Source organism: Inhella gelatinilytica, from assembly GCF_016093295.1.
In the GTDB taxonomy this organism is placed as follows: domain Bacteria; phylum Pseudomonadota; class Gammaproteobacteria; order Burkholderiales; family Burkholderiaceae_C; genus Inhella; species Inhella gelatinilytica.
Map to the genome: position 1 here is coordinate 13,435 of NZ_JAEDAL010000005.1, position 26,235 is coordinate 39,669.

Annotated in this window: 21 protein-coding genes and 2 tRNA genes; 3 read left to right on the forward strand and 20 right to left on the reverse strand. The window is 62.1% G+C overall.

Annotated features, from left to right (window positions below):
- Nucleotides 1-23 precede the first annotated feature (23 nt).
- From folP to I7X43_RS10850, 3 genes are all read right to left on the reverse strand, one after another.
- Entirely contained in the window at nucleotides 24-815 is a 792-nt protein-coding gene (folP, locus tag I7X43_RS10840) for a dihydropteroate synthase (RefSeq protein ID WP_246480371.1), read from the reverse strand.
- A 116-nt stretch (nucleotides 816-931) separates the two neighbouring features.
- Entirely contained in the window at nucleotides 932-2,830 is a 1,899-nt protein-coding gene (gene ftsH / locus I7X43_RS10845; protein ID WP_198100967.1) for an ATP-dependent zinc metalloprotease FtsH, read from the reverse strand.
- Nucleotides 2,831-2,914: 84 nt separating this feature from the next.
- Nucleotides 2,915-3,595, reverse strand: coding sequence for an RlmE family RNA methyltransferase (locus I7X43_RS10850; RefSeq protein WP_198100968.1), 681 nt, complete (start codon nucleotides 3,593-3,595; stop codon nucleotides 2,915-2,917).
- A 21-nt stretch (nucleotides 3,596-3,616) separates the two neighbouring features.
- Here I7X43_RS10850 and I7X43_RS10855 point away from each other — a divergent pair, with 21 nt between their 5' ends.
- Entirely contained in the window at nucleotides 3,617-4,081 is a 465-nt protein-coding gene (locus I7X43_RS10855; protein WP_198100969.1) for a YhbY family RNA-binding protein, read from the forward strand.
- 19 nt (nucleotides 4,082-4,100) lie between these two features.
- Here I7X43_RS10855 and I7X43_RS10860 read toward each other — a convergent pair whose 3' ends face one another.
- From I7X43_RS10860 to carA, 4 genes are all read right to left on the reverse strand, one after another.
- The gene (locus I7X43_RS10860; protein ID WP_310737557.1) at nucleotides 4,101-4,568 is read right to left on the reverse strand and encodes a DUF4149 domain-containing protein; all 468 of its coding nucleotides are present in this window, start codon (nucleotides 4,566-4,568) and stop codon (nucleotides 4,101-4,103) included.
- Nucleotides 4,528-5,004, reverse strand: coding sequence for a transcription elongation factor GreA (gene greA / locus I7X43_RS10865; RefSeq protein WP_198100971.1), 477 nt, complete (start codon nucleotides 5,002-5,004; stop codon nucleotides 4,528-4,530). The genes I7X43_RS10860 and greA overlap by 41 nt, the downstream gene beginning before the upstream one ends.
- Nucleotides 5,005-5,076: 72 nt before the next feature.
- Nucleotides 5,077-8,361 (reverse strand): carbamoyl-phosphate synthase large subunit, encoded by a 3,285-nt coding sequence (gene carB, locus I7X43_RS10870; RefSeq protein ID WP_198100972.1) that lies wholly within the window; start codon nucleotides 8,359-8,361, stop codon nucleotides 5,077-5,079.
- Nucleotides 8,362-8,366: 5 nt separating this feature from the next.
- Nucleotides 8,367-9,530, reverse strand: coding sequence for a glutamine-hydrolyzing carbamoyl-phosphate synthase small subunit (gene carA, locus I7X43_RS10875; RefSeq protein WP_198100973.1), 1,164 nt, complete (start codon nucleotides 9,528-9,530; stop codon nucleotides 8,367-8,369).
- A gap of 269 nt (nucleotides 9,531-9,799) precedes the next feature.
- Here carA and I7X43_RS10880 point away from each other — a divergent pair, with 269 nt between their 5' ends.
- Nucleotides 9,800-10,489 carry a Bax inhibitor-1 family protein gene (locus I7X43_RS10880; protein ID WP_198100974.1) on the forward strand — a complete coding sequence of 230 codons (690 nt, stop codon included), beginning with the start codon at nucleotides 9,800-9,802 and terminating at the stop codon, nucleotides 10,487-10,489.
- Nucleotides 10,490-10,547: 58 nt separating this feature from the next.
- Here I7X43_RS10880 and rlmD read toward each other — a convergent pair whose 3' ends face one another.
- Genes rlmD through surE form a run of 5 tightly spaced genes read right to left on the reverse strand, consistent with a single transcriptional unit; the run spans nucleotide 10,548 to nucleotide 15,374 of the window.
- Nucleotides 10,548-11,903 (reverse strand): 23S rRNA (uracil(1939)-C(5))-methyltransferase RlmD, encoded by a 1,356-nt coding sequence (rlmD, locus tag I7X43_RS10885; RefSeq protein WP_198100975.1) that lies wholly within the window; start codon nucleotides 11,901-11,903, stop codon nucleotides 10,548-10,550.
- A gap of 22 nt (nucleotides 11,904-11,925) precedes the next feature.
- A complete protein-coding gene (locus tag I7X43_RS10890) occupies nucleotides 11,926-12,819 on the reverse strand; it encodes a sigma-70 family RNA polymerase sigma factor (protein ID WP_198100976.1) in 894 nt (297 codons plus the stop codon).
- Nucleotides 12,820-12,845: 26 nt separating this feature from the next.
- Complete coding sequence (locus I7X43_RS10895; protein ID WP_198100977.1) at nucleotides 12,846-13,799, reverse strand: peptidoglycan DD-metalloendopeptidase family protein; 954 nt, start codon at nucleotides 13,797-13,799, stop codon at nucleotides 12,846-12,848.
- 40 nt (nucleotides 13,800-13,839) lie between these two features.
- Entirely contained in the window at nucleotides 13,840-14,619 is a 780-nt protein-coding gene (locus I7X43_RS10900) for a protein-L-isoaspartate O-methyltransferase family protein (RefSeq protein ID WP_198100978.1), read from the reverse strand.
- Nucleotides 14,616-15,374, reverse strand: a complete 759-nt coding sequence (gene surE / locus I7X43_RS10905; RefSeq protein WP_198100979.1) for a 5'/3'-nucleotidase SurE — start codon at nucleotides 15,372-15,374, stop codon at nucleotides 14,616-14,618. The genes I7X43_RS10900 and surE overlap by 4 nt, the downstream gene beginning before the upstream one ends.
- Nucleotides 15,375-15,429: 55 nt before the next feature.
- Between surE and I7X43_RS10910 the strand changes: the two genes are divergently transcribed.
- Nucleotides 15,430-16,014 (forward strand): transcriptional regulator, encoded by a 585-nt coding sequence (locus I7X43_RS10910; RefSeq protein WP_198100980.1) that lies wholly within the window; start codon nucleotides 15,430-15,432, stop codon nucleotides 16,012-16,014.
- A gap of 30 nt (nucleotides 16,015-16,044) precedes the next feature.
- Here the strand turns inward: I7X43_RS10910 and I7X43_RS10915 are convergent, their stop codons facing one another.
- The 8 genes from I7X43_RS10915 to uvrC form a co-directional block, all read right to left on the reverse strand.
- The gene (locus tag I7X43_RS10915; protein WP_198100981.1) at nucleotides 16,045-20,262 is read right to left on the reverse strand and encodes a PAS domain S-box protein; all 4,218 of its coding nucleotides are present in this window, start codon (nucleotides 20,260-20,262) and stop codon (nucleotides 16,045-16,047) included.
- A 245-nt stretch (nucleotides 20,263-20,507) separates the two neighbouring features.
- A tRNA-His gene (locus I7X43_RS10920) sits at nucleotides 20,508-20,583 on the reverse strand.
- A gap of 29 nt (nucleotides 20,584-20,612) precedes the next feature.
- Entirely contained in the window at nucleotides 20,613-22,532 is a 1,920-nt protein-coding gene (locus tag I7X43_RS10925; RefSeq protein ID WP_198100982.1) for a peptidylprolyl isomerase, read from the reverse strand.
- 107 nt (nucleotides 22,533-22,639) lie between these two features.
- Nucleotides 22,640-22,715 (reverse strand) — tRNA-Val (locus I7X43_RS10930).
- An 11-nt stretch (nucleotides 22,716-22,726) separates the two neighbouring features.
- Entirely contained in the window at nucleotides 22,727-22,999 is a 273-nt protein-coding gene (locus I7X43_RS10935; RefSeq protein ID WP_198100983.1) for an HU family DNA-binding protein, read from the reverse strand.
- A gap of 80 nt (nucleotides 23,000-23,079) precedes the next feature.
- The gene (gene pgsA / locus I7X43_RS10940; RefSeq protein ID WP_198100984.1) at nucleotides 23,080-23,655 is read right to left on the reverse strand and encodes a CDP-diacylglycerol--glycerol-3-phosphate 3-phosphatidyltransferase; all 576 of its coding nucleotides are present in this window, start codon (nucleotides 23,653-23,655) and stop codon (nucleotides 23,080-23,082) included.
- Between the two features lie 19 nt (nucleotides 23,656-23,674).
- Nucleotides 23,675-24,043 carry a hypothetical protein gene (locus tag I7X43_RS10945; protein ID WP_246480358.1) on the reverse strand — a complete coding sequence of 123 codons (369 nt, stop codon included), beginning with the start codon at nucleotides 24,041-24,043 and terminating at the stop codon, nucleotides 23,675-23,677.
- A 142-nt stretch (nucleotides 24,044-24,185) separates the two neighbouring features.
- Entirely contained in the window at nucleotides 24,186-26,201 is a 2,016-nt protein-coding gene (uvrC, locus tag I7X43_RS10950; RefSeq protein ID WP_198100985.1) for an excinuclease ABC subunit UvrC, read from the reverse strand.
- Nucleotides 26,202-26,235 lie beyond the last annotated feature (34 nt).

A 26,235-nucleotide genomic window follows, 5' to 3' on the forward strand; every position in this document is an offset into this window, starting at 1 on the left:
TCAGCAGCTCGATTACGATGCGGTCATGGCGTGCGGGGGTCCTGGGGGGCCATCGCCGCCCAAACCTGCAGCGCGTCCTTCGTCGCTTGTACATCGTGAACGCGCAGAATTTTCGCCCCTGCCTGCACTGCGGCTAACGCGGCAGCCAAACTTCCGGCCAGTCGATCCGAGACCGCGCGGCCCGTCAACCAGCCCACCGTGGACTTGCGGCTCCAACCGACCAGCACCGGCAGCCCCAGTTCCGCCAGCACCGGCAAATGCCGGGCCAGCGCGACGTTCTGCATCGGACTTTTGGCAAAACCAAACCCCGGATCCAGAACAAGACGGTGCCTCGCAATCCCCTGCCCCTCCAGCACGTTCACCCGCTCGCCCAATACCGTCTTCACTTCTTCGACCACGTCGTCGTACTGGGTGAGTTGCTGCATGGTCTGCGGCGTGCCTCGCATGTGCATCACACACGCGCCCGCCGTTGCATGACCGGCCAGCACGCGCTGAGCATCTAAGGCGCAAAAACCTTGCACGTCGTTCAAGATGTCCGCCCCTGCCTCCAACGCCCGCTGCATGACTTCGGGTTTCTGGCTGTCCACCGAAACGGGAACCCCCCACCGTACAGCCTCTGCGAGGACCGGAGCCAGTCGAGCCCACTCATCCTGGGCCATGACCTCAGCCGCGCCAGGGCGGGTGGACTCGGCGCCAAGATCCAGAATGTCGGCGCCCTCACGAAGCATGCGCTCGGCGTGACGTGTGGCGAGTTGCGGCGTCGAACATGCCCCACCGTCAGAAAACGAATCAGGGGTCAAGTTCACGACACCCATCACCAGTGGACGGTTTAAAGCAAGAACAAAACGACCAGCGTGCCAGTTCATCGACGACCCCATCAGCAACAAGGGCCCCACAAGGGGCCCTTCAGCAAGCGAATCAGCACCAGCCCTTAAGCAGTGGCCGTGGTTCCGGTAACCGGTGCACCCCCGTCGCCCCCCGCCGAGGGCGGAGTCCCGCCTTGCGCCGCAGGCGGCCGCGGCGGTCGGCCCTGCATGATGTCTTCAACCTGCTCGCCGTCGATCGTTTCCCATTCAAGCAAGGCCTTGGCCATGGCATGCATCTTGTCCGAATGTTCCTCGATCAACTTCCGTGCGATTCGGTACTGCTCATCCAAGATGCGCCGCACCTCAGAGTCGACCTTGCGCATGGTGTCCTCAGAAATGTTCTTGGTCTGCGTGACCGAACGTCCCAAGAAGACTTCACCCTCGTTCTCGGCATAAACCATGGTGCCCAGGGCATCGCTCATGCCATAGCGCATCACCATGTCACGGGCAATCTGCGTTGCGCGCTCGAAATCGTTGCCGGCGCCTGTGGTCATTTGACCCATGAAGACTTCTTCTGCAATGCGCCCGCCATACGCCATGGCGATGGAGTTCAACATGCGCTCTTTGTCATTGCTGTAGCGGTCTTTCTCCGGCAGGAAGACCGTGACGCCCAAGGCTCGGCCACGCGGGATGATCGTGACCTTGTGGACCGGATCCAACTTGGGCAACAGGCGCCCAATCAGCGCATGGCCCGCCTCGTGATAGGCGGTGTTCTTGCGCTCTTCCTCATCCATCACCATGGTCTTGCGCTCGGCGCCCATGAGGATCTTGTCCTTCGCGCGCTCGAAATCGATCATTTCCACCACACGCCCGTTGCGACGCGCAGCGAAGAGTGCCGCCTCATTGACCAGGTTCGCCAAATCGGCGCCGGAGAAGCCTGGCGTTCCGCGGGCAATCACTTCCGCCTTCACATCGCCACCAATGGGCACCTTGCGCATGTGCACATTGAGAATTTGCTCTCGGCCCCGAATGTCCGGCAAGGTCACATAGACCTGCCGATCAAATCGCCCGGGGCGCAGCAACGCAGGGTCCAAGATGTCGGGGCGGTTGGTCGCTGCCATGACGATGACGCCCAGGTTGGTTTCGAAACCATCCATCTCAACCAGCATCTGGTTTAGCGTCTGCTCCCGCTCGTCGTTCCCTCCACCCAGACCTGCGCCCCGGTGGCGACCCACTGCATCAATTTCATCGATAAAGATGATGCAGGGGGCATTCTTTTTGGCTTGCTCGAACATGTCGCGCACCCGCGCCGCCCCCACCCCGACGAACATCTCAACGAAGTCCGAGCCCGAGATCGTGAAGAACGGGACCTTGGCTTCGCCCGCAATGGCTTTGGCGAGCAACGTCTTGCCCGTTCCCGGCGGGCCGACCAACAGCACGCCGCGCGGGATTCGCCCCCCCAGCTTCTGGAATTTCTGCGGATCCTTCAGGAAATCCACCAACTCCTTCACTTCCTCTTTCGCCTCGTCGCAACCCGCCACATCCGCAAAGGTGGTGGCGTTGTTGTTCTCATCCAGCATGCGCGCCTTGCTCTTGCCGAAGCTGAAGGCCCCGCCCTTGCCGCCGCCCTGCATCTGACGCATGAAATAAATCCAAACGCCGATCAGCAGCAGCATCGGCCCCCAGCTGAGCAGCAGGGTCATCAGCAGGCCTTGCTCCTCGCGCTTCTCAAAGCTGAACTTGACGTTGTTGCGAATCAAGTCGCCCGTCAGGCCCCGATCAGAAAAACCACCCTGGACTGAAATGTCACGACCATCCGTGGTTTTGGCGCGAATTTCGACGCCACCCGCCCCTTCAACCAGCTTGGCACTGGCGATACGACCCGCATTGACATCGGCCAGAAAGTCCGAGTACTGCATGGCCTCGCCGCGCACATTGCTGCGGTCAAAGTGCTTAAACAGCGTAAACAGGACCAACAAAATAATGGCCCAGACCGCAACTTTGGAAAACCAAGGGTTGTTCACTTCAATCCTTCCACACGGCCGGCACGCTCCAACGGCAGGCGGCTCACCCGTGCAAGTGGGGGCGATTTTAGAGAGTTCAAGCCTTTAGCGCTTGGGGCGTTTGAGTCGCAGGCCAACCAAAAAGGTTTCTGCTGAACGGTCCCGGCTGGCCTTGGGCTTCACAGGCTTCACGACCTGGAAGTTCTGCTTGAACAGCTCCACCAATTGACTGTAGCCGGCGCTATGAAACACCTTGGCCACCAGCGCGCCATCGGGCTTAAGGTGTTGTTGACAAAAATCCAGGGCCAATTCAATGAGGTGCTCTACCCGTGCAGCATCCACGTCTTCGACCCCCGACAGGTTGGGGGCCATATCCGAAACCACGACGTCCACCGAGGCCCCCCCCAAAGCTGCGGCGAGGGCATCTGCGACCGCCTGCTCACGGAAATCGCCTTGGATGAATTCCACCCCCTCGATCGGTTCGAATTCCAGCAGGTCCAGGGCCAGGATGCGGCCATTCAAATCCCCCACCGCCGCACCGCCCTGCCCCGCCACTTTGGGAGCAAATTTGCGGCGAAGGTACTGGCTCCATGCGCCCGGAGCGGCGCCCAGATCCACCACCAACTGCCCCGGCTTGATCAGGTGCAGCGCCTCATCAATTTCCTTCAGTTTGTAGGCGGCGCGTGAACGATAGCCTTCCTTTTGCGCCTGCCGAACGTAGGGATCGGTGACGTGGTCATTGAGCCAAGCCTTGTTGACTTTCTTGCTTTTGGTTTGAACTTTCATGGTGCCAACGATAATCCCGGCATGACTGCATTGATTTTGAACGCGGCGCAGCGCCGTGAACTCCGCGCCCAGGCCCACCACTTGGACCCCGTGGTGATGATTGGCGCGGATGGTCTGACACCCGCCGTAACGAAGGAAGCGGACGCCGCGCTGAACGCGCACGGGCTGATCAAGGTCCGAGCAGCCTTGGACGACCGAGCCACTCGGGAAGCGGCCTTTGTGCAGCTCTGTGACAGCCTGGAGGCCGCACCGGTCCAGCATATTGGCAAGCTGTTCATCTTGTGGCGCCCCATGCCCGAAAAAGAAAAGGCGCCGGACGCAGGTACGAAACGTGCGCCCCGCATCGTCAAGATCGTCAAAGCGTCCAAGAACAAGTTTCAGCGACCGCAAGTCAAGAGCATCAAACTGCTCGGGAACGAGCGAATCACGGCCGGTGGTTTGGTCAAACGCGCCAAGCCCAAGATGTCCGGCAAGAAACGCGGCTGATCCCCCACTTGGGGCGCGTTCAGCGCCTGGGCACCAGCGCCCAGGCCATGTAGGCGACCAACGTCGACTTCAGAGCGAAGACGCCCGTCGAAGCCGCGTGTAGCAGGGCGAACGACCCTTGCCCGGTCATCTTGGCCTGCTGAATGAGCGGCTGCAGCACCTCGGCACCAATCAGGGTCAACACGAGAACTGCGACGGGCACCACGAACCCCAGGCCGAAGCGAAAGCGACGTTCGTCCTGAGCCCGTTGTAGTCGCTGCTCCACCATGATCAGCAGCACACCCAGTGCCAAGCTGTACCAAGCCTCGGCTCGAAACAAACCCGCCACATACAGGCCGGCCTGGGGGCGCTCCAGCGTGGCAAAGGCGGTCGGGGCCGCCACGAGAGCCACGCTGAGCAAGCCCCCGGCCCAAAGGCCAGTGAGCCAGCTTTGGGCAGCGGACAGCTTAGACGTAGCGCACCTCGACCACTTCGTAGGCACGCTCACCGCCAGGGGCCTGGTAAGTCGCCACGTCTCCCGCTTCCTTGCCAATCAGCGCCCGGGCGATGGGTGAACTGATGGAAATACGACCGGTTTTCAAGTCCGCTTCGTCGTCTCCCACGATTTGATAGGTGACTTCGTTGCCATTGCTTTCGTCCGAGAGGACTACCGTGGCACCGAACACCACCTTGCCCCCTGCGTCCAGCTCGGCGGGGTCGATGACTTTGGCAGCCGCCAGCTTGCCCTCAAGCTCTTGGATCCGGCCTTCGATGAAGCCTTGCTTGTCCTTGGCGGCGTCGTACTCCGCGTTTTCGCTCAAATCACCCTGCGCTCGTGCCTCAGCGATGGCTTGGATAACGGCGTGGCGCTCCACGGTCTTCAGGCGGTGCAGCTCTTCGCGCAGCAGTTCGGCGCCGCGTCGGGTCAAAGGAATGGTGGCCATGCGTGTACTCAGAATCAAAAACAAGCCGCCGCCCCGGCAAGCCAGGAGCGGCGGCGATTGGTTGGTCAAATTTTAGGCGAGCTCGGCGTGCAACTCTTGCAGGGATCGCACCAAGAGACCGTCTTGGTGCTTCATGCCCTCGACCGCCGCCTCACACCCCGCCATCGTGGTGTAGTACGTCACTCGGTTGGCCAACGCGGCCTGACGGATGTATCGGCTGTCCGCAATCGCCGTGCGCGTTTCATCCACCGTGGTGAAGACCAGTTGGATTTCCCCGCCCTTGATGGCGTCGGTGATGTTGGGCCGGCCCTCCTTCACCTTGTTGATGCGGCGCACCGGCAGTCCAGCCGCTTCAATCGCATCCGCCGTGCCCCGGGTGGCAATCAGGCCAAAACCCAGCGCATGCAAGTCCTTCGCACAAGCAATGGCCCGGGCCTTGTCGCTGTTCTTGATGGTGATCAGCACGTTGCCCGCACGCGGCAAGCGCGAGCCAGCACCGATCTGGCTCTTGAGCATGGCTTCGCCAAAGGTCTTGGCCGCGCCCATCACCTCGCCCGTCGAGCGCATTTCAGGGCTCAAGATCGGGTCCACACCTGGGAACTTGTTGAAGGGGAAGACGGCTTCCTTGACGCTGTAATAAGGTGGCGTGATCTCGCGGGGCGCGACGCCTCCAAGGCCCTTCTGATCCTTCAGCTTCACGCCCGCCATGCAGCGGGCAGCGATCTTGGCCAGTTGCTGGCCGGTGGCCTTCGAGACAAAGGGCACGGTTCGAGAAGCGCGCGGGTTCACTTCCAGCACGTAGACCGTGCAAGCCGACAGACCACGCGCCACATCCCCCTGAATGGCGAACTGCACATTCATCAGGCCCACCACTTTGAGGGCCTTGGCCATGGCCGCCGTTTGGCGACGCAACTCGTCCTTCAAATCTTCCGCCAGCGTGTATGGCGGCAGCGAGCACGCGGAGTCGCCGCTGTGGATGCCCGCCGCTTCGATGTGCTCCATGATGCCGCCGATCAGCGTGTCCTCGCCGTCGCTGATGCAGTCGACGTCGACCTCGACCGCGTCTTCCAAGAAACGGTCAAGCAGCACCGGCGACTTGTCGGACACGCGCACGGCTTCGCGCATGTAGCGCTCCAGGTCCTTGTCGCCGTGGACGATTTCCATCGCCCGGCCCCCGAGCACATAGCTGGGGCGCACAACCAGCGGATAGCCGATCTCGTTGGCCAAGGCCAGGGCCTGGTCTTCGGTCCGCGCCGTGCGGTTGGGTGGCTGCTTCAGGCCCAACTCATGGAGCAGCTTCTGGAAACGCTCACGGTCTTCGGCGACGTCAATCGAGTCGGGCGTGGTGCCGATGATGGGCACGCCAGCGCGCTCCAAATCCAGCGCCAATTTCAGCGGGGTCTGGCCGCCATATTGAACGATCACCCCGGTCGGCTTCTCTTTGTCGACGATTTCGAGCACGTCCTCGAGGGTCACCGGCTCGAAGTACAGGCGGTCGCTGGTGTCGTAATCGGTGGAGACGGTCTCCGGGTTGCAGTTGACCATGATGGTCTCGTACCCGTCCTCGCGCATGGCCATTGCGGCGTGCACGCAGCAATAGTCGAACTCAATGCCCTGGCCGATGCGGTTGGGGCCACCGCCCAGCACCATGATCTTCTTCTTACTCGTGGGATCAGCCTCGCACTCCTCGTCATAGGTCGAGTAGAGATAAGCCGTCTGGGTCTCAAACTCTGCCGCACAGGTGTCCACGCGTTTGTAGACCGGGCGAATGTTCAGCGCATGGCGGCGCGCGCGCACCTCGTGCTGGTTGGTGCCCAAGAGCGTGGCCAAGCGGCGGTCGCTAAAGCCCATCTGCTTGTAGGCGCGCAGCGTCGCCACGTCCAAGTCGCTCAAGCTCTTGCCTGCCAGCGCCTCTTCGGCGCGCACGATCTCCTCGATCTCGCGCAGGAACCAGGGGTCGATCGCCGTCTCGCGCTGAATCTCCTCAAACGGCATCCCGACGCGGAAGGCATCCGCGAGATAGAGGATGCGGTCGGGTTTGGCCTCGCCAATCTGCTCCAAGATCTCATCCCGGTCGCGACTCTTGGGCGTCAGGCCATCGATGCCGGTCTCCAGGCCCCGCAGCGCCTTTTGAAAGCTTTCCTGGAAGCTGCGGCCCATGGCCATCACTTCGCCGACCGATTTCATTTGCGTGGTCAGGCGAGCGTCGGCCATCGGGAACTTCTCGAAGGCGAAGCGCGGGATCTTGGTGACCACGTAGTCGATGCTGGGCTCGAACGAAGCCGGGGTGGCGCCGCCCGTGATGTCGTTCTTCAGCTCATCCAGGGTGTAGCCGACCGAAAGCTTGGCGGCAATCTTGGCAATCGGAAAGCCAGTGGCCTTGGAGGCCAGCGCCGAGCTGCGGCTGACCCGCGGGTTCATCTCAATCACGACCATGCGGCCGTCGCGAGGGTTGATCGAGAACTGCACGTTGGAGCCCCCGGTGTCCACGCCAATTTCGCGCAGGATGGCGATGGAGGCGTTGCGCAGCAGTTGGTACTCGCGGTCGGTCAGGGTCTGGGCTGGGGCCACCGTGATGGAGTCACCGGTGTGAATGCCCATCGGATCCAAGTTTTCGATTGAGCACACGATGATGCAGTTGTCCGCACGGTCGCGCACCACCTCCATCTCGTACTCTTTCCAGCCGAGCAGCGACTCTTCAATCAGCAGCTCGTTGGTCGGCGACAGGTCCAGACCCCGCTTGCAGATTTCCTCAAATTCCTCCGGGTTGTACGCAATGCCGCCGCCGGTTCCCCCAAGCGTGAAGCTGGGGCGAATCACCATCGGGAAGCCCGCGCCCCCAATCTCAGCGTGGATGCGGCGCTGCACGCCCCAGGCCTCTTCCATCGAGTGCGCAATGCCCGATTTGGCGGAGCCGAGGCCAATCTTGGTCATCGCGTCCTTGAACTTTTGACGGTCCTCGGCCTTCTCGATGGCATGCTCATTGGCACCGATCATCTCCACACCGTACTTGGCCAGCACGCCATGCTTGTGCAGATCCAGTGCGCAGTTCAGCGCCGTCTGGCCACCCATGGTGGGCAGCACGGCCATCTTTTCATCCGGGAAGGCTTGGCGCTCTTTGGCAATGATCTTCTCGACCACCTGCCAGGTGATGGGCTCGATGTAAGTGGCATCGGCCATTTCCGGGTCCGTCATGATGGTCGCCGGGTTGCTGTTGACCAAGATGACGCGATAGCCCTCCTCGCGCAAAGCCTTGCAGGCTTGGGCACCGGAGTAGTCGAATTCGCAGGCCTGCCCGATGACGATGGGGCCGGCACCAATGATCAAGATGCTCTTGAGGTCAGTACGCTTGGGCATTCTTCTTATTCCTTCGCCATCAGGGCCACGAAACGGTCAAACAGGTAGCCGATGTCATGCGGCCCTGGGCTCGCCTCCGGGTGTCCCTGGAAGCTGAACGCCGGTTTGTCGGTGCGGGCGATGCCTTGCAGGCTGCTATCGAACAGGCTGACATGGGTGGCGCGCAGGTTGGCAGGCAAGGTGTCGGTGTCCACCGCAAAACCGTGGTTCTGGCTGGTGATGCTGACGCGGCCACTGTCCAAATCTTTGACTGGGTGGTTGGCACCGTGGTGACCAAACTTCATCTTGTAGGTCCTGGCACCGCTGGCCAGCGCCAAGATCTGGTGACCCAGGCAAATACCGAAGGTCGGCAGGCCAGCATCGACCAAGGCGCGCGTGGCGGCGATGGCGTATTCACAGGGCTCCGGATCCCCAGGACCGTTGGAGAGAAAGACGCCATCCGGTTCCAGATCGAACACACGACTGGCCGGCGTCTGGGCCGGCACGACGGTGACCTTGCAGCCGCGATCAGCCAGCATGCGCAGGATGTTGCGCTTGACCCCAAAGTCATAGGCCACAACGTGGAAACGGGCCTGTGACGGGTTCTTGAAGCCTTCACCCAACCGCCACTCGCCCTCGGTCCACAGTTGTTCGGTGGGGCGCGACACCACTTTGGCCAAATCCTGCCCAGCCATGCTGGGTGCCGACTGGGCCTTGCTCAGGGCCAGCGCCCAATGGGCCTCGGTGACGGTCTCGCCCGACTCGAGCCCCAACAAACAGGCATTCTGCGCACCGCTCGTCCGCAGAATGCGCGTCAGACGGCGGGTGTCAATGCCCGCGATGCCCACGCACTGCTGTGCAACCAAGTAGTCCTGCAGACGCTGTTCACTACGGAAATTCGAGGCTGCGGCCGGTACTTGCCGCACCACCAAGCCTGCGGCTTGCACCTTTTCGCTTTCGGCATCGGCCGCATTTACCCCGTAATTGCCGATGTGCGGATAGGTCAGCGTGACGATCTGGCGGCAATAACTGGGGTCCGTCAGGATCTCCTGGTAGCCCGTCAGCGACGTATTGAACACCAGCTCGCCCACCGATGCGCCGGTAGCGCCAATCGAGTGACCGAGGAATCGCGAACCGTCTGCAAGCACCAGCAAACAGCTGGCGACGGCGGGGGAGTTGGACGAAAGCAAAAGCGCGGCTCCTTCTTGAGCGCGCCCCGCCCCGCCCTTGAAATTAGCGGCCTGGCTGCGGAGATCGAAGGGGATTTCGGTTCGAGGCGCGCTTGTATTTAGGGTAAACCTGAGGAGTATAGCCGAGCCCCTTTCCGGCCTATACGCGGCCAACCTGAACCTCTGAAGGGGACGAAACCCCCTTTCGCGCCCTTGAAATCCGGGCGTTGCCCCCCCACGTAGCGCGGGCGATGCCTAGAATCGCGCGCACTTCAACTTGGAGATTTCGGATGAACCACCCCATGCCTTTCGCCTCCGGCACCGCGCAGTTGGGCGCCGCGCAACGCAACCGCGTGCTGCGCAACACCTACAGCCTGCTTGCGGTTTCGCTGCTGCCCACCGTGGCCGGCGCATGGCTCGGCGTCAGCACTGGCCTCGGGGCGTTGTTCACTGGCGGTTTTGGTTTGATCGCGTTCCTGGTCGGCGCGTTCGGCTTCATGTGGGCCATCGAAAAGAACAAGGACCGCGCAGCCGGCGTATACCTGTTGCTGGGGTTCACCTTCTTTATGGGCGTGATGCTGTCACGCCTGATCGGTGCGGTGCTGGGGCTTTCTAACGGCGCCAACCTGATCATGCTCGCCTTTGGTGGCACCGCCGCGGTGTTTGCCACGATGGCCATGCTGGCCAATGTGATCAAGCGAGATTTGAGCGGCATGGGCAAGTTCTTGATCGTGGGCGCCGTCATCATGATGGTGGCCGGCATCGCGAACTTTTTCTTCCAGTCCAGCGCCCTGATGCTGGCCTTGCTGGTCGCCTGCTTGGCGCTGTTTAGCGCCTTCCTGCTTTATGACCTGAAGCGCGTGGTCGACGGTGGCGAAACCAACTATGTGAGCGCCACCCTGGCCATCTATTTGGATCTGTACAACATCTTCCAAAGCCTGCTGTCGCTGCTGGGCATCTTCGGCGGCGAGCGCGACTGAACACCGCCTCGAAACAAAAAAGGCCCTGCACTGCAGGGCTTTTTTTATCGGCAACGCTTTAATCGCGCTCAAAGACCGCGATCGACTCCACATGCGCCGTGTGCGGAAACATGTTGACCACCCCCGCCGCACGACAGCGATACCCTGCCACGTGCACCAGAACGCCCGCGTCGCGAGCCAGCGTTGCCGGGTTGCAGCTGACGTACACAATGCGTTTGGGTGGCACCCAGCCCGGTGCAAGCGTCGGGTCTTGCACCGCATCGGCGACGGCCTTGGACAGCGCAAAGGCCCCTTCCCGAGGCGGATCCACCAACCACCGGTCCGCAGACCCATAGAGCGTCAGATCGCCGGGACTCAACTCAAAGAGGTTCCTCGCCTCAAAGCGCGTGTTTGCCCCGAGCCCGTTGTGCATCGCGTTCTCCCGCGAGCGGGCCACCAGCGCCTCGCTGCCTTCGATCCCGAGCACCTCTGACGCTTGGGTGGCCAGCGGCAAGGTGAAGTTGCCCAGGCCACAAAACCAGTCGATCACCCGCTCGTTGGGCTGAACTTCCAGCAGTCCGAGCGCACGGTGCACGAGGACCCGGTTGATGTCGTGGTTCACTTGAGTGAAATCCGTGGGTTTGAACGGCATTTCAACCCCGAACTCCGGCAACCGGTAGGCCAGCGTCGGCCCCGTGTCATCCAAGCGATGAACCGTGTCCGGGCCCTTGGGCTGAAGCCACCACTGCACGTCGTGTACCTGCGCAAAAGCGCGCAGCGCCTGCAGGTCCGCCGCGCTCAGGGGCTCCAGATGTCGAAGCACCAGGGCCGTGACTTCATCTCCCATGGCCAATTCGATCTGCGGCAAACGCTCGCGCGCCTCCATCGACCCGACCAGCGCACGCAAGGGCATCAGCAGCGCGCTGATCTTCGCCGGCAGGATGGGGCAAACCTGCATGTCGGCGACATAGCGGCTTTTGCGCTCATGAAACCCGACCAGTACCGTCCCCTTCTTAGCAACGTGCCGCACCGAAAATCGCGCGCGTTTCCGGTAGCCCCAGGCTTGCCCCTCAATCGGGCGAAGCACCCGCTCGGGCTGCACTTTGGCCAAGTGCTTGAGGTTGTCTTCCAGAACCCGCTGCTTGACAGCAATCTGGGCACCGGCGTGCAAGTGCTGCATCTTGCAGCCTCCGCAGGCCCCGCTGTGTAGACCGAAATGAGGGCACCCCGGGCGCACCCGTTGGGAGCTTTCTTGGCCCAAGGCCGTCATCGAGGCCTGTTCCCAGTTGTTCTTGCGGCGGTGCACCTGGACTTGCACCGCCTCACCCGGCAGCGCGCCCTCGATAAACACCACTTTGCCATCGGCACGATGCGCCACGCCTTGGGCTTCCAGGTCCAAAGATTCGACCTGCAGCCATTCATCCTGATTAGTCATGGGCGCGATTATCGGCAGGCCGCTAGAACAACGTCTCCGGACGCACCCCGCGCCGCAACAACTTGCGCTTCAACTTGATCGCCGCTTCGGACTGAATTTGGCGAACGCGCTCGCGGGTGAGGTGCAACCGCTGCGAGACGGCATCCAAGGTCTCGGGCTCGCGGTCAAACAGACCGTACCGAGCACACAGCACTTCACGTTCACGCTCGCTCAAGTCGGCCAACGCTTCACGAAGCAAACGCTCCCACTCCGTGTGCAGCCGGGTCTCCAGTGGGTCTATGGCCGCTTCGTCCTCCACCCGGTCGGCCAAGGCGGACTGCTGCTCGCCTCCCGCCTCCGTGACCTGATCCAGTGAAAAATGCCATTCCGCATGCCCCAACAGATCTTGAACCGTGGCAACAGGCCGATGCAACCAGTGCGCGATGTCCTCCGCGGTGACCGGCCCCTGCCATTGCGGCAAGGCCTCCAGCGCCCGGCGCGCCCGTAAGACCTGACTGAGTTCGCGAACCACATGGACCGGCAGCCGCACCATGCGAGCTTGGTGCATCAAAGCGCGTTCAATGGCCTGACGGATCCACCAACTGCCATAGGTCGAAAAGCGAAAGCCTTTTTCAGGATCGAATTTGCCGATCGCGTGGATGAGACCGAGATTGCCTTCTTCGATCAAATCCCCAAGGGGCAGGCCACGTCCCAGGTAGTGCTTGGCAATGGACACAACCAATCGCAGGTTGTGTTGAACCATGGCCTGACGCGCCTCAAAGTCTCCGGCTTGAACGCGCCTGGCCAGCGCCACTTCCTCCTCAGGGGAAAGCAACGCGGTGCGCCGAATCTCGCGAAGGTACAGCTGGAGCGCATTGGGCGCCCCCGGTTCGAGTACCCCTTCGTCTTCCGTGTTCTGCGGTCGTGTGCCTTCCATCGTGCCTCCTGACCGCACCCACGGATTCAGCGCGGCGGCAACAACTCAGCCGGGTCGACTGGAATGCCTTTGCGCCGAATTTCAAAGTGCAGCTTGACCTGATCCGTGTCGCTGCTGCCCATCTCCGCAATTCGCTGACCCTTGCGAACCACTTGGTCCTCTTTCACCAACACCGCTTGGTTGTGCGCATAGGCACTCAAGTACGTGTCGTTGTGCTTGATGATGACCATGTTGCCGTAGCCACGCAAGCCCGATCCGGCGTACATGACCCGGCCATCGGCCGCCGCCAACACCGGATCACCGGCCTTGCCGCCCAATCCAACCCCCTTGTTGCGACTCTTGTCAAAGGCAGCCACGACGGCACCTTGGGCGGGCCACGCCCAGCTCGGTTCTCCGTCCACGGCCGAGGTCGAAGGCGTTGGTTGGCTCGTAGGGCCGCTGGCCGGGCCCGCCGTGACGGAAGCGGTGGTGGATGGCGGCGCCGCCGGCACGGACGCGGAACCCGACGGGCCACGTTTCCCTTCCGGGTTCTTGGGCTCTAAGGGCTTGCCGTCCAGGGGCTTGAGTTCCACCGGCTTGCTGTCGGCGCGCGGCGCGGCGATCGGGCGGGTTGAAGTGCCATCCGCCGCCACCACTGAACCGGGCGGCACCACCTTGAGCACCTGACCCACCTCGATCAGGTTGGGGTTGTCCAACCCATTCCAGCGCGCCAAATCTTTGTAGCTGACGCCATGCTCGAGGGCGATACGGATGAGCATGTCGCCCGGCTTCACCACATAGGTGCCCACCCGCGCCGGCTCGACGCCACCCCGCCCTTCGGTCGGCACCGGCTGTACCGGCGCTGGCGGCGTCAGGCTCACTCGATCTTCAACCGGTGCTCGGTGGGGCTGCGGCGCGGTGCAGGCGGCCGCCAAAACCACCCAAGATGCACACAGGACTCGGGTTCCCACGGAAGAAAACGACAACAGCTTGACGGGCATTCGAGTGCGGATCGGATTGCGCGACCTGGCGCGAATCCAGTCAGTTTTGGACGCCCGATTTTAGGGGGACGAAGGAGACCGCCTCGTAGTCGGCCGTCCGCCACTCTGCCCCGGTTTCATTCGAAGCCTTGCGATCAACCACCATCAGCCGCTGACTTCGTCCGCTGTCATCGCTCACCGGAGCAACCAAGCGACCACCGGGCGCCAATTGGTCCAGCCACGCCTGCGGAATCGCCGATCCCCCGGCCGCCGACAAAATGGCGTCGAATGGCCCGCCGCTCAAGGGCGCGGCCCCATCGGCGAATCGAAGCTCCCATGGACACAGCGGCAATTCACGGCTGAGTTCGTTCAACCGCACCTTCGCCGCCCCGTGCAACGGCTCAATCCGTTCGACCGAAATCAGACGTCCGGACATGAGGGCCAACAGCGCGGCCTGATAACCGCAGCCCGTCCCAATCTCCAAAACCCGCCCCAAATTCGCCCGCTGTGCCGCACCCGGCGCCTGCACCAGCAACTCCAACATGCGCGCGACGACCGAGGGCTTCGAAATCGTTTGTCCGTGACCAATCGGCAGGCTCGTGTCTTCATAGGCCTGGGGCGCAAAGGCCGAATCGACGAATCGGTGTCGCGGAATGGCGGCAAAGGCCGCAAGCACCCGCTCGCCCGCAACACCTGAACGCCGCAGGCGTTCGACCATGCGCAATCGAACGCCGGGGGAATCCAAGCCGATCCCACTGGGCACCGTCAGGCGTTCGCGCTCCTTCACGACTTCATGCAAGAGCCGCTGCGGACGCAGGGGCGGAGCTGGCCGCCGGGTCATGTACGCCCCTGCGGGCACAAGCGGTTCGCCCACAACCCCAACTCTGCATGGTGGGTCAGATCAACCTGCAAGGGGGTGACCGAAATCGCGCCGTGGTGGGTGGCATGGAAATCCGTTCCCTCACCCCCTTCACGGACCGCTCCCGGTGGGCCAATCCAATACATGGCCTCACCCCGCGGATTGACTTGGCAATGCGCGCCAGAATTCGCGTGACGCGCGCCCAGTCGGGTCACCTGAATCGGCAAATTCGCGGCATCGGCCCGGTTGGGAATGTTTACGTTCAGCAGGTACGGGGTTGAGAGCCCCTGAGCCAAAACGGCCTCCACCACACGGCGGGCCGCCTGCCCGGCTGCATCCAAATGCGTCCAGTGACGATCGACCTGCGAAAACGCGATCGCAGGAATCCCGAACAAGTAGCCCTCCATGGCGGCAGCCACGGTACCGGAGTAAATCGTGTCCCCCGCCATGTTCGCGCCGTTGTTGATGCCCGACAGGACCAAGTCGGGCCGCCAATCCCCCAACAGCGTGGTCAGCGCCAGGTGTACGCAGTCCACGGGCGTCCCATTCACATACCGGAATCCATTCACACCCTCGTGCACGCTCAGCGGTCGCTGAAGAGACAACGCATTGGAGGTGCCGCTGGCGTTCTGCTCAGGGGCGATCACTTGAATCTCGCCCAAATCCCTGCAGGCCGCCACCAGCGTGGCGAGACCGGGGGCGAGGTAACCGTCGTCGTTGGCAATCAGAATTCGCATCGTGACACCGATTCTAGGGAGGCACAGGAGCGGCGACCTTGGTTAGCATGCCAACATGCCCCTGCGTGCCCTCATCCTCGACCCCAACCCGCTGACACGGGCCTTTTTGGTGCGGGTGCTCTCCGAAGGCCTGAGTGATCCTCTCTCATGCAGCGAATGGGGTCTGGAGCACGAGGTGCTGACGGCACTGAGGGGCGGAGCCGCTTTCGACTTGGCGCTGATTGACGTGGATGGCCCGGGCGGCGGATTGGCGGTGCTGGACGCCCTGCAAGGCAAACCCACGCTGAAGATCGTTCATACCCTTTATGGGGAAGATGAAGCGCTGTTCACCGCCGTTCAGTGGGGCATCGACGGGTATTTGCTCAAAGAAGATCGATTTGAGACCGCGGTGGAGTCCTTGCAGCGCATCGTGAGGGGGCGCCCTGGGCTGTCCCCTGCACTGGCCCGCCGCTTGCTGCTCGCCGCGCGGACGTCCCCCTCCCCCCGCGCTGCGCGCGAGATGGAGGTGTTGGACTATGTCGCCAAAGGTTTCACGCCCAAAGAGATTGGAAACTTGATGGGTTTGAGTTTGCCGGCATTGGGCGCCTTGATTGGGGCTATTTATCGGCCGGGGCCCCTCCGTACCGCGACCGCCGACTGACGCGTTGTAGCGGGACCGGTGGGTCTCCGTTCATGCGCCAATATCGAGCGCGGAAAGCGCCGAACAACTGATCTCAAGGCTCACGCGCAGAGGCTCCAACTGCGGGGGCGTTTGCTGTTGTCGGAGGTGTTCTTCAACCAAGGCCGCTTGACGGCTGATTTCGTTGAGCCCCAGAGAAGCGCTCGCACCTCGCAGAGTATGGGCCAGTCGCCGGCTCCCCTCCCAATCCTGCGATTCGACCGCCTGAGCCAGGCGATCCGCCGCCCCGGCATAGTCCGCCGCGAAGCGACGAAGCAGGCGGCTCAGCACACCGATCTTGCCCCCCAGCACCGCCAATCCCTGCCGCAAGTCCAGACCCGGAATCACCGCCAAATCTCGCTGCAACCGATCCTCCAGCGATTCGGCGGACTTGCCCGCGGGAACGACCCGGGTCTCGCTCTTGGATTGATCGCCGCGGACGTCTTCGGCAGTGTCCCGCTGGGCGTCAGGTGACGGCGTCATGGGGGGCCGCTCGCGCGTCGGCAGCCACTTCAACAGCGTTTCGTACAGCACTTCTGCTGAAACGGGCTTCCCGATGTGGTCGTTCATGCCCGACTCCAATGCCGCCGCACGGTCTTCGGCAAAGGCATTGGCCGTCATGGCGACGATGGGCGTCCGTACATGCTGATCAATGTTGCGAATGGCCATGGTGGCTTCGAAACCATCCATGATGGGCATGCGCAAGTCCATCAAGATCAAGTCGTAACGGCGCTCGGCTGCCATGTGCACGGCTCGGCGTCCATTGACGGCGACATCGGCCGCCACCCCGGCATTGCGGAGCATCTCCAGCGCGATCTCCTGGTTGATCGGCGTGTCTTCCACGAGCAGCACATAGGCGCGTCGCTGCCGTAGCTGTGCCAACACTTCTGTATTCGCCGTTGGCTCCGGAAGGGCCGTCTCGGCTGATGCCGGCCGCTGTGCTTCCAAAAAGGGCGCTTCAAACCAAAAGGTACTGCCGCCCCCCGGGCGACTTTGCACGCCGACCTGCCCCTCCATGAGGTCGGCCAACCGTCTCACGATGGCCAAGCCCAAGCCCGTTCCCCCAAACTGCCGGGTGGTGCTCGACTCCGCCTGCTCAAACGGATTGAAAAGACGTGCGCACTGCTCAGCCGTCAAACCGATGCCACTGTCGCGCACTTCAAACCGTATGCGCAGCGGTTCATCACCCACGGAGACCGTCCGGGCCCGCAACAGCACCTCACCGCCCTCGGTGAATTTGACCGCATTGGAAAGAAAATTGAGCAGAATTTGTCCCAACCTCAACCCATCGCCGCGCATGTGACGTGGAGCCAGCGCCAACTCGGTACGCACGCGGTTGCGATTGGTCTGGGCCTTGTCCTGCACCATGAAAACAACGCTTTGGACCAGCTCATGCAGATCAAAGTCGGTGACATCCAGGCGCAACTTGCCAGCTTCGATTTTGGAGAGGTCCAAGACATCATTGAGGATGCCCAGCAGGTGATGGGCAGACTGCTCGATCTTTCGCGCTCGGTCCTGCACTTTTTGAAGAATGGGGCTGCAGGCTTCTGGCGCGGGGGCTGCAGTTAGATCGGTTTCAATCAGTTGGGTCAGCCCCAGAATGGCATTCATCGGCGTCCGGATTTCGTGGCTCATATTGGCCAAGAACGCGCTCTTGGACTGACTGGCCACCTCGGCTTGCAGCTTGGCCTCGTGCAATTCGGCGGTTCGCTGCAACACCAACTCCTCGAGGTGATGCCGGTACTGCGCCAACTCTTCGCGCATGGCCCGTTTCTCGCTGATGTCCTCTTGGACCGAAACGTAGTGCGTCACCAGACCGTCCGCCTGCCGCAAGGGGTGAATCGAGGCCAAATCCGTGTAGATGGAACCGTCCTTTCGGCGATTCACCAATTCGCCGCGCCACGTCGCCCCTTTGGTCAATACCCCCCAGAGATTCAAGTACGTCTCAGGCGGCGTCCGGCCGGACGCCAACAACCGAGGCGTCTGGCCCAACGCCTCGGCCGCGGTATAGCCCGAAACCCGTGTGAAGGCTTCATTCACGTACTCAATCGTGCCGTCCAAGTCCGTGATGATGATGCTGGCCGGACTTTGGGCCAAGGCCAGCGAGAGCCGCATCAAGTCCATTTCCGCTTGTTTCTTCGCGGTGATGTCCGCATGGGTGCCCGCCATCAGCAGTGGCTGGCCCTCCGGATCCCGGCTAAACACTTTGCCGCGGTCCAAGACCCACACCCATCGCCCCTCTTTGTGGCGCATGCGGATCTCGCATTCATAACCCGGCGTCTCGCCCCGGAAATGGGCCTCCAACAGCTTGGTGGACCGAACATAGTCTTCGGGGTGGCACAACTCTCTCCACGTGCCAATGCTAAGGGGCTGCAGTTCATGGAGGGCATAGCCCACGATTTGGGCCCACCGTTCGTTGAACATCACCCGCCCCGTTTGCACCTCCCACTCCCAGGTGCCCACGTTGGTGCCCTCCAGGATCCGCTCCAGGCGAATGCGCTCCTGCTGAAGCTCCCGCAAGATCAGCTTGCGGGCGCTGACATCCTGGTGGGTACCCACCACCCGCATGGCTTGCCCGTACTCACCGCGCTCCACCACGGATCCATTACTCAGCACCGAGACCCAGGCGCCCGAGGCATGGCGTGCGCGAACTTCCACAGAGAAATCGTCGGGGCCCTCCCGGGAAAACGACTTGTCTCGAAGCCCATCCATCCGGGCGCGGTCATCGGGATGGATGCGCTCCATCCAATCCTCGATGTTCACGATGGGGGCATCTGCCGGCAAACCCAACATGGTCTTCCACCGCTCATTGACAGACAGCGTTCCCTGGCTCGGCCTCCAATCCCAGAAGCCCAGGTCGCCCCCCCGCAAGGCCAGTCGCAAACAGTTCTCTCCGTCTCGTAGCGCCTCTTCATGCGCCTTGGTTTCGGAGACGTCCCGGGCGATGCCGAAGATTCCCATCAACTGTCCATCTTGATCGCGCAGGGGGCCTTTCAAAACGGAGTAGGTCTTGAGTCCACCACCGGGCATGGGGAGGCGGGTTTCCCAGCGACGCGGCTTCAACTCCCGCACGACAACTTCGTCCTGCGCCCGAAACTCTTCAGAAAACGAACCCGCATGAATCTCCTCATCGGTCCGTCCCAAGATTTGTTCAGGCTCCAAATGAACCAAGGCCGCTCCCGCCGGGTTCATCCACAGGTACCGCCCCCTCAGGTCCTTGGCAAAAATGATGTCTTCTGAGTTGCGAGAAATATCCGCAAGCAAATTCAGCGCCTGCAGTCGCTGCTCGTGCTCACGGCGCCAATTTACAGCCAACGCTCGCTGCTGACGCTGGCGGTGCAAAACGTGCAAGGTGACGATCAGCAACGCCGCCAAAACCCCGACCAGCCCAATTTGGCCCAAGGTGGGAGCCGCTCGCACCATCAGCTCATTGGGTTCAAAACGCGACAGCAGGTACCAGTCGGTGGCGCCCACGCGCTCCACCAAAGTCAGAAATCGCTGACCGGACCCTAGCTCGGTGGGAACCACCTGCCCGACACGCTCTCGCAAGATCGCCCAATCCGCAGCGGCAAGTTCCGTGCCCTGGCCTTCCAAACCGGGAGCGGCCTGACCGGCAGTTTCGGCGGTCGACGCCAAGAGGGCCGCCCCCTGGGGCATCGCCCACACCAGCCGGCACTCACCGGCCTGCCCATCCAAGGGCCACCGTTCAACAGCATTGCGAAGCCAGTGGGCCGGGTCCACGCGCAGAACCACCCACAGCGCATCCGAGCCCTCGGCAATAACCGGTGCGACAAACGCCACCCGCTGTCGACCCTGCGCATCTCGGTAGGGACCGATGAGCTCAGCCGGCTGAGCAACAGCCCCCCCGCGCAGGCGATTCAAAAGGGTCGGCTCCTGGGCAATAGAGCCATCCCCACCCGGTGCCCCAACCCCACGGCCGTCCGACCCCACCATGTCAAAGCCGCTGTATCCGGCCGCCTCCCGAATCTGGGCGAGCCGACGCTCGAGGGACTGCAGGGCTTCGGCGCTGCCCGCTTGGGCCGCCGAATATTCCCGAATCAGCAGGGCGCTGGTGCGGAAATTGTTCATGTCAGCCTGCCGCTCGCCCAGCCAATCCGCCAGTTGCAGCGACTTGAACCGGGTGACCGTCCGCAACTCGGACGCCAAGTCCTCTCGACGATGCGAAACGACATCCCATCCGGCTGCCAGCATCGCAAGCGCGACGAGCATCAACCCAAGGGGCAGCCGCCACCGAACCATCCACCGGAGGCCTAGCGTTCGCAGTCCCAGTCGAGTCGAATCGAGCGTCAAGTTCCCTGGTCTCCCCCCGCGTCGCCGGGCCCCATGCCCAGCAAGATCGCACTGCGAGTGTCGGGCCAAGCGCCCTGTAGCGCCAATCTCGGGGATGCCCCTAGGTCTTCAGAGGGAATAGGGATCAGAAAACAAAAAACCCGTTGAGGACCAACGGGTTTTGATGGGGTGGCTGATGGGACTCGAACCCACGACGACAGGAATCACAATCCTGGACTCTACCAACTGAGCTACAGCCACCGTCGAAAGCCTGACAGTATAGCAATAAATTACTTGCTAGAGCCCTCACTCTTTTGATCGACCAAAATTTTGGCCTTGTACTGGCGCTTGAGTGCCTCCAAGTAAGCGGCCGACTCGGCCGCGCCCAGTGCCTTGCCAAATTCGATGGCGGCTTGGGTCGGTGGCACCACTTGGGCGTCCGGCGCTGAAATTTGGGTCAGCTTGACCAAGGCATATCCACCCGCACCCAGATCAATCCCCAAGACGGCCGGCAGCTTGCTGCCGTCGGCACGAAGGATGCGCTCAAGCATGTCACGCGGCATGCCTGAGGCGGCACCCCGCGAGACCTTGCGCGCCCCCGTCCACCCCGCGCCCGCTCCGGCCTTGTCGGGGTCGGCAGCCAAAGCCTTGAGTTGTTCCTCGCCGGATTTTTTGGCGAGAGCCGCAGCGCGCTCCAGCACGAGCTGTTCTTTCACCGCATCTTTGACGCGCTCAAAATCGGGGGCCGCCGCAGGGAAGTGCTCCACGATGCGCGCAGACACCAGTTGCTGCGGCGCAGTCTCAACGGCCTCGGTGTTGCGCTTGTGCCGCACTGAATCTTCCGCGAACACCGCTTCCAGCAATTTGCTCGAACCCAGCGGACCCGAGGCGCCGCCCTGGGCTTTGCGCATCACCTCCGCCGTGGCCACCTTGAGGCCCAGCTTCTCGGCAATGGGCTGCAGGGAGTCCGCCTGCTCGTACACCGAATTGCTAAATTGCTCAGAGAGTTCTTGATAGCGCTTGCGGGCCAGCTCCGTGCGTTGTTCGGTCTCGATCTCGGCACGCACGTCGTCAAACTTGCGCACGTCTCCCCCGCGAATGGCTTCCAGCTGAATCAGGTGCAGCCCAAAGTCGCTCCGAATGATGGGGCTCAGTTCACCCACCTTCAAGGCAAACGCCGCGTCAGCGAACGGTTTGACCATTGCTTCACGGGCGAAGAAATCCAGATCGCCCCCATTGGCCGCGGACACTTCATCTTGAGAGTGCTTGCGGGCCAATTCAGCAAACTGCTTGGGATCCTTGCGCAGCGTGTCCTGCAGTGCCTCCAGCTGCGCGCGAGCCGCTTTCTCCGCCGCAGCGTCGGCCTTCGGCTCCAGCTTGATCAGTATGTGACGCGCACGCCGCTCTTGTGCCGTGCCGTAACGCTGTTTGTTCTGCTCGTAGAACGCCTTCAAATCATCCTCAGACACCTGGACTTTGCCCCGCAAAGCCTCCAAATCGAGGACCAAATATTCGATCCGGGCCCGTTCGGCCTGCTGCCAACGCTTTTGCGTTTCAGGCAGTTGGTAGTGCTTGCGCACCTCGTCGTCTTGCACGAGAACCTGGTCTCGGAACGCCGACGGCTCCAGGCGCAACACATTGACCTCCCGTTCCTGCAAGACCGCATCAAAGGCCAGTTTGGCGGCTGCGGTCAGCGAAGTGGGCACCATTTGACCGGGGGCCATGGCTTGCTGCTGTGCCAAGTCATAGCGTAGGCGTTCAGCAAAACTTTCTGCCGTCATGCCTTGCGCCGCCAACAGAGCACGATTCGGCTTGCCCTCCGGCGTGCGCAACATGGCCAGGGACGGAGACCGGGAGAACACCGACTGCACGCGAGCATCGGCGATCTCAAGATGCTGATTCACGATGGACGAAGCAATCACCCGCTGCGTCACCAAATTTTCCAGCGCTTGTCGCTTGGCCTCCGGTGTATCCAGCAACTTGGCATCCACTTGCGGATTTTCTCGGCGCACCCGTTCCGCCTGTTCTCGAACGGCCGAATCCCATTCACCTTGGGTGACTGAGCGGCCATCGACTGAGGCCACCTTGGTTGCCACTCCGTCCGCAAAGCTCGAATAGCCCTGAACACCCAGCGCAACAAACGAGGGCAGGATCAGCAACAACAAGATGGCTTGAAGCCAGCGCTGATGGGTACGAACAAACTCAAACATGCAGCGTCCTCAAACGGCTCGCAAACAAACAAAAGGCGAACCAAGGTTCGCCTGAAAGTCGACCGGGGCATTTTAAGGCGCGGCCCCGGGCTTGCTCGCGCTGTCGGTGGTGGGTGCTAACGGGCTCGAACCGCTGACCTACGCCTTGTAAGGGCGCCGCTCTACCAACTGAGCTAAGCACCCGACAGAGACTCTTACTTGATTGCGTCCTTCAAGGCCTTGCCTGGACGGAACTTGGGCAGCTTGGCCGCCTTGATCTTGATGGCATCGCCGGTGCGCGGGTTGCGCCCCGTGCGCGCGGCGCGTTTGGTCACGCCAAAACTGCCAAAACCCAGCAACGATACCGTACCGTTTTTCTTGAGGGTCGTCTTGATGCCACCGATGAGCGCCTCCAGTGCGCGCTGCGCGTCCGCCTTGGACAGCCCGGCTTGCTTGGCGATGTGCTCAATCATTTCCGACTTGTTCATTCCAACGCCCCCTTATGGCGAATTCGAAAGATCCAAAACCGATGGTGCCCTGTGCTCAATGTGGGCATGGGGCGCGGATTCTAGCCAGCTCGCGCGCGAATTTCAGGCAAGGCCTTGCGCAAGTAGTAAACCATGCTCCAAACCGTGAGGATCACCGCCGCCACCAGCAGCACCATGCCCCACAGATGGGTATCGATCACGCCGAACAGGTGACCGTCGTACAGCAAGAACGGAATGGCAACGAGTTGGGCCGTTGTTTTGAGCTTGCCAACCATGTGGACCGCGACGCTACCCGATGCGCCGATTTGCGCCATCCATTCCCGCAACGCCGAGATGGCAATTTCTCGGCCGATGATCACCAGAGCCATCAACGCCCCCCAACTCCCCAGTCGCTGTAAATCAATAAGCACCAGGAGCGAGGCACACACCAAGAACTTATCGGCCACCGGATCCAAAAAAGCCCCAAAAGAGGAGGCCTGGTTCAGCTTGCGGGCAAGGTAGCCGTCCAACCAGTCGGTGATCGCGACGGCCGCAAAAAGGGACGTGGCCACCAGGTTCTGGACCTCCGGGGTCAAGGGCGCATGAAAGACGCCCACGATCACGGGGATGGCCACGATCCGAGCCCAAGTCAGCAGCGTGGGGATGGTGAAAAACATGGGCGAATTGTGCGTCCCCTCACTCCAAGCTTCGAGGCTTGAAACGCCGAGCGTCGTCGAAAAGAAACGACTCGGTGAAAAACCAAGGCGAAGGCAATGCTTTCACGTTGCCAAACGGGGCCGCACGCTCAATGGCTTCTCGCGCCAACTGAATGGTTTCCGGTGCTTGCCGCGGCTCCCGCAAGACTTCGATGCGGCGGATGCTGCCATCAGCATTCAAATCCACCCGAAAAACGGGAACCGCCAAGAGAACGGGCGGTGCTTTGTGGGTGTAGGTCTGCCCTGGATTGGCGGCTATCAAGCGCTGCGCCACTTGTCGCTGCAACTCGGCGCGGGTGCGCACCGCCTCTGGCGCTGGCAAGCGGGGCCCCACCTTTTTGGGCTCCACGGGTCTTGAGATTGCAGGCCGCGCGCTGGACGGCTCCGCCTCTGTCTCCGGCGTGACGACAGGCTTCAGCGATGGCGAGTGGGAGGCGCACCCCGCCAGTACCAGGACGACCCAAGAGAGCCCCAGGGCGCGGCGCCACAAGTCAGCGGAATGCACGATAGATCTCCTGCGCCAACTCTTTGGAAATACCTTTTACCGTACACAACTCTTCGACGCTGGCCCCCTGAACGCCTTTGAGCCCCCCGAAGCGCTGCAGCAAAGCGGCCCGTTTGCGCGGGCCCACGCCGGGCACGTCCTCTAGGCGCGATTGACGCACCCGGGCACTGGCTCGACGTGCCCGCATGCCGGTAATGGCGAAACGATGGGCTTCATCGCGAATTTCCGCCACCAGCATGAGTGCGCCGGAGGTGGGGTCCAGGGTGAGTTTTTCGCGTCCATCGGCAAACACAAGCTCTTCAAGACCGACCTTTCGTCCCAGCCCCTTCTCGACGCCAACGAGGCGAGACAACTCCAAGCCCAAAGTCTCAAAGACCTCCCGCGCCACGCCAACTTGCCCTTTCCCCCCGTCGATCAAAACCACATCCGGCCAACTGGCAGCCGGTTGATCGGCCAGCTTGGCATAGCGCCTTTGCAAGACCTGCCGCATCGCCGCGTAGTCATCCCCCCCGGTGATGCCCTCAATGTTGTATCGGCGATATTGAGAGGGCTGCATGGCGTGCTGCTCGTACACAACGCAGGACGCCACCGTGGCCTCCCCGGCCGTATGGCTGATGTCGAAACATTCCACCCGAAAAGCAGCCAACTCCGCCAGATCCAAACCCAGAACATCGACCAGGGCGCGGGTCCGTGCTTGTTGGCTGCCCTCCTCTGCCAGCAATCGAGCCAGCGCCAAATCCGCCCCTTGCTCACACATGTCCAGCCAAACCCGCCGAGCCCCACGCGGTTGCGCTTGCACATCCACTTGCCGACCAGCCTGCGTCGACAACGCCTCACCCAGGGCCACCCCCACGTCGTGACTCACCAGCACACTGTGAGGGATCGCCCCCCCCAGGTAATGCTGCGCCAAGAATGCCTCCAGCACCTGCTGCTCCGGCGATCGCGTCGCGTCCCCATCGTCTTCGCCATCCAGCCCGGAAGCGGACATCTCCGCATGGACAGGGAAGAACGCTCGATCCCCCAAATGCCGTCCCCCCCGCACCATGGCCAAATTCACGCAGGCTCGGCCGCCCTGAACTCGGACCGCCACCACATCGACATCCCGTCCGGTGTCCACCGCGCTGTTGGCCTCGACCGCTTGCTGTTGCAAGACTTGCGACAGCGCTGCGATGCGGTCTCGAACCTCTGCCGCCTGCTCGTAGGCCCAGTTCCTTGCGTGCTCGGCCATCTGCTCTTGCAGCCCACGCATCACGGCGTCAGTCTCGCCACGCAAAAAATCCGCGGCACGCTGTACGTCCGCTTTGTACGTCGCCTCGTCAATCAAGCCGACGCAGGGTGCGGTGCACCGTTTGATCTGATGCAGCAAGCAAGGACGGGTTCGGTGGCGATATACCGCCTCCTCACAAGTTCTGAGTTGAAAGACTCGCTGCAGCAGCTCCAAAGTTTGGCGCACGGCATGCGCATTCGGATAGGGCCCAAAGTACTGCCCCCGCCGGTCAACGGCCCCCCGGTAATAGCTGATGCGCGCGAACGGCTCACTGGAAAATCGAAGATAGGGGTAGCTTTTGTCATCCCGAAACAAGATGTTGAACCGTGGGTTCAACGCCTTGATCAAGGTGTTTTCCAGGAGCAGAGCCTCGCCTTCGGTGCGCACGACCGTGGTCTCCAACCGAACCACACGCGCCACCATCAGACCAATGCGAGTGCCTCGATGGTCGCGCTGAAAATAGCTACTCACCCGGCGACGCAATAACTTCGCTTTGCCCACGTACAGCACTTGGTCTTGCGCATCGAAGAAGCGATACACGCCAGGGAGTTGCGGCAATGCCGCCACCTCCAGCAGCAACCGTTCTCTGGCGGGCCGCGCCGCAGCTTCCAAGGCGGCTGTACGCTCCGCCTCCTGGGCCTCGCGCTCTGCCCGGCTTACCGCCCAACTCTCCAGCGCGTGCTGACCCACTAGAGAGGCATCTGCGAGGGACTTTTCACCGCTGTTTGTGTCCATGGTGCCCGCATTGTCTGCCTTGCCCCATGTGCGA

What these genes read in the sequence shown, in the direction of transcription:
- I7X43_RS10855 (WP_198100969.1), top strand. Translation starts at nt 3,617, where the DNA reads ATGACTGCATTGATTTTGAACGCGGCGCAGCGCCGTGAACTCCGCGCC.
- I7X43_RS10850 (WP_198100968.1), bottom strand. Translation starts at nt 3,595, where the DNA reads ATGAAAGTTCAAACCAAAAGCAAGAAAGTCAACAAGGCTTGGCTCAAT.
- I7X43_RS10900 (WP_198100978.1), bottom strand. Translation starts at nt 14,619, where the DNA reads ATGACCCGGCGGCCAGCTCCGCCCCTGCGTCCGCAGCGGCTCTTGCAT.
- carB (WP_198100972.1), bottom strand. Translation starts at nt 8,361, where the DNA reads ATGCCCAAGCGTACTGACCTCAAGAGCATCTTGATCATTGGTGCCGGC.
- rlmD (WP_198100975.1), bottom strand. Translation starts at nt 11,903, where the DNA reads ATGACTAATCAGGATGAATGGCTGCAGGTCGAATCTTTGGACCTGGAA.
- surE (WP_198100979.1), bottom strand. Translation starts at nt 15,374, where the DNA reads ATGCGAATTCTGATTGCCAACGACGACGGTTACCTCGCCCCCGGTCTC.
- I7X43_RS10890 (WP_198100976.1), bottom strand. Translation starts at nt 12,819, where the DNA reads ATGGAAGGCACACGACCGCAGAACACGGAAGACGAAGGGGTACTCGAA.
- I7X43_RS10925 (WP_198100982.1), bottom strand. Translation starts at nt 22,532, where the DNA reads ATGTTTGAGTTTGTTCGTACCCATCAGCGCTGGCTTCAAGCCATCTTG.
- I7X43_RS10915 (WP_198100981.1), bottom strand. Translation starts at nt 20,262, where the DNA reads ATGCTCGTCGCGCTTGCGATGCTGGCAGCCGGATGGGATGTCGTTTCG.
- greA (WP_198100971.1), bottom strand. Translation starts at nt 5,004, where the DNA reads ATGGCCACCATTCCTTTGACCCGACGCGGCGCCGAACTGCTGCGCGAA.
- uvrC (WP_198100985.1), bottom strand. Translation starts at nt 26,201, where the DNA reads ATGGACACAAACAGCGGTGAAAAGTCCCTCGCAGATGCCTCTCTAGTG.
- folP (WP_246480371.1), bottom strand. Translation starts at nt 815, where the DNA reads ATGGGTGTCGTGAACTTGACCCCTGATTCGTTTTCTGACGGTGGGGCA.
- pgsA (WP_198100984.1), bottom strand. Translation starts at nt 23,655, where the DNA reads ATGTTTTTCACCATCCCCACGCTGCTGACTTGGGCTCGGATCGTGGCC.
- I7X43_RS10895 (WP_198100977.1), bottom strand. Translation starts at nt 13,799, where the DNA reads ATGCCCGTCAAGCTGTTGTCGTTTTCTTCCGTGGGAACCCGAGTCCTG.
- I7X43_RS10935 (WP_198100983.1), bottom strand. Translation starts at nt 22,999, where the DNA reads ATGAACAAGTCGGAAATGATTGAGCACATCGCCAAGCAAGCCGGGCTG.
- I7X43_RS10910 (WP_198100980.1), top strand. Translation starts at nt 15,430, where the DNA reads ATGCCCCTGCGTGCCCTCATCCTCGACCCCAACCCGCTGACACGGGCC.
- I7X43_RS10880 (WP_198100974.1), top strand. Translation starts at nt 9,800, where the DNA reads ATGAACCACCCCATGCCTTTCGCCTCCGGCACCGCGCAGTTGGGCGCC.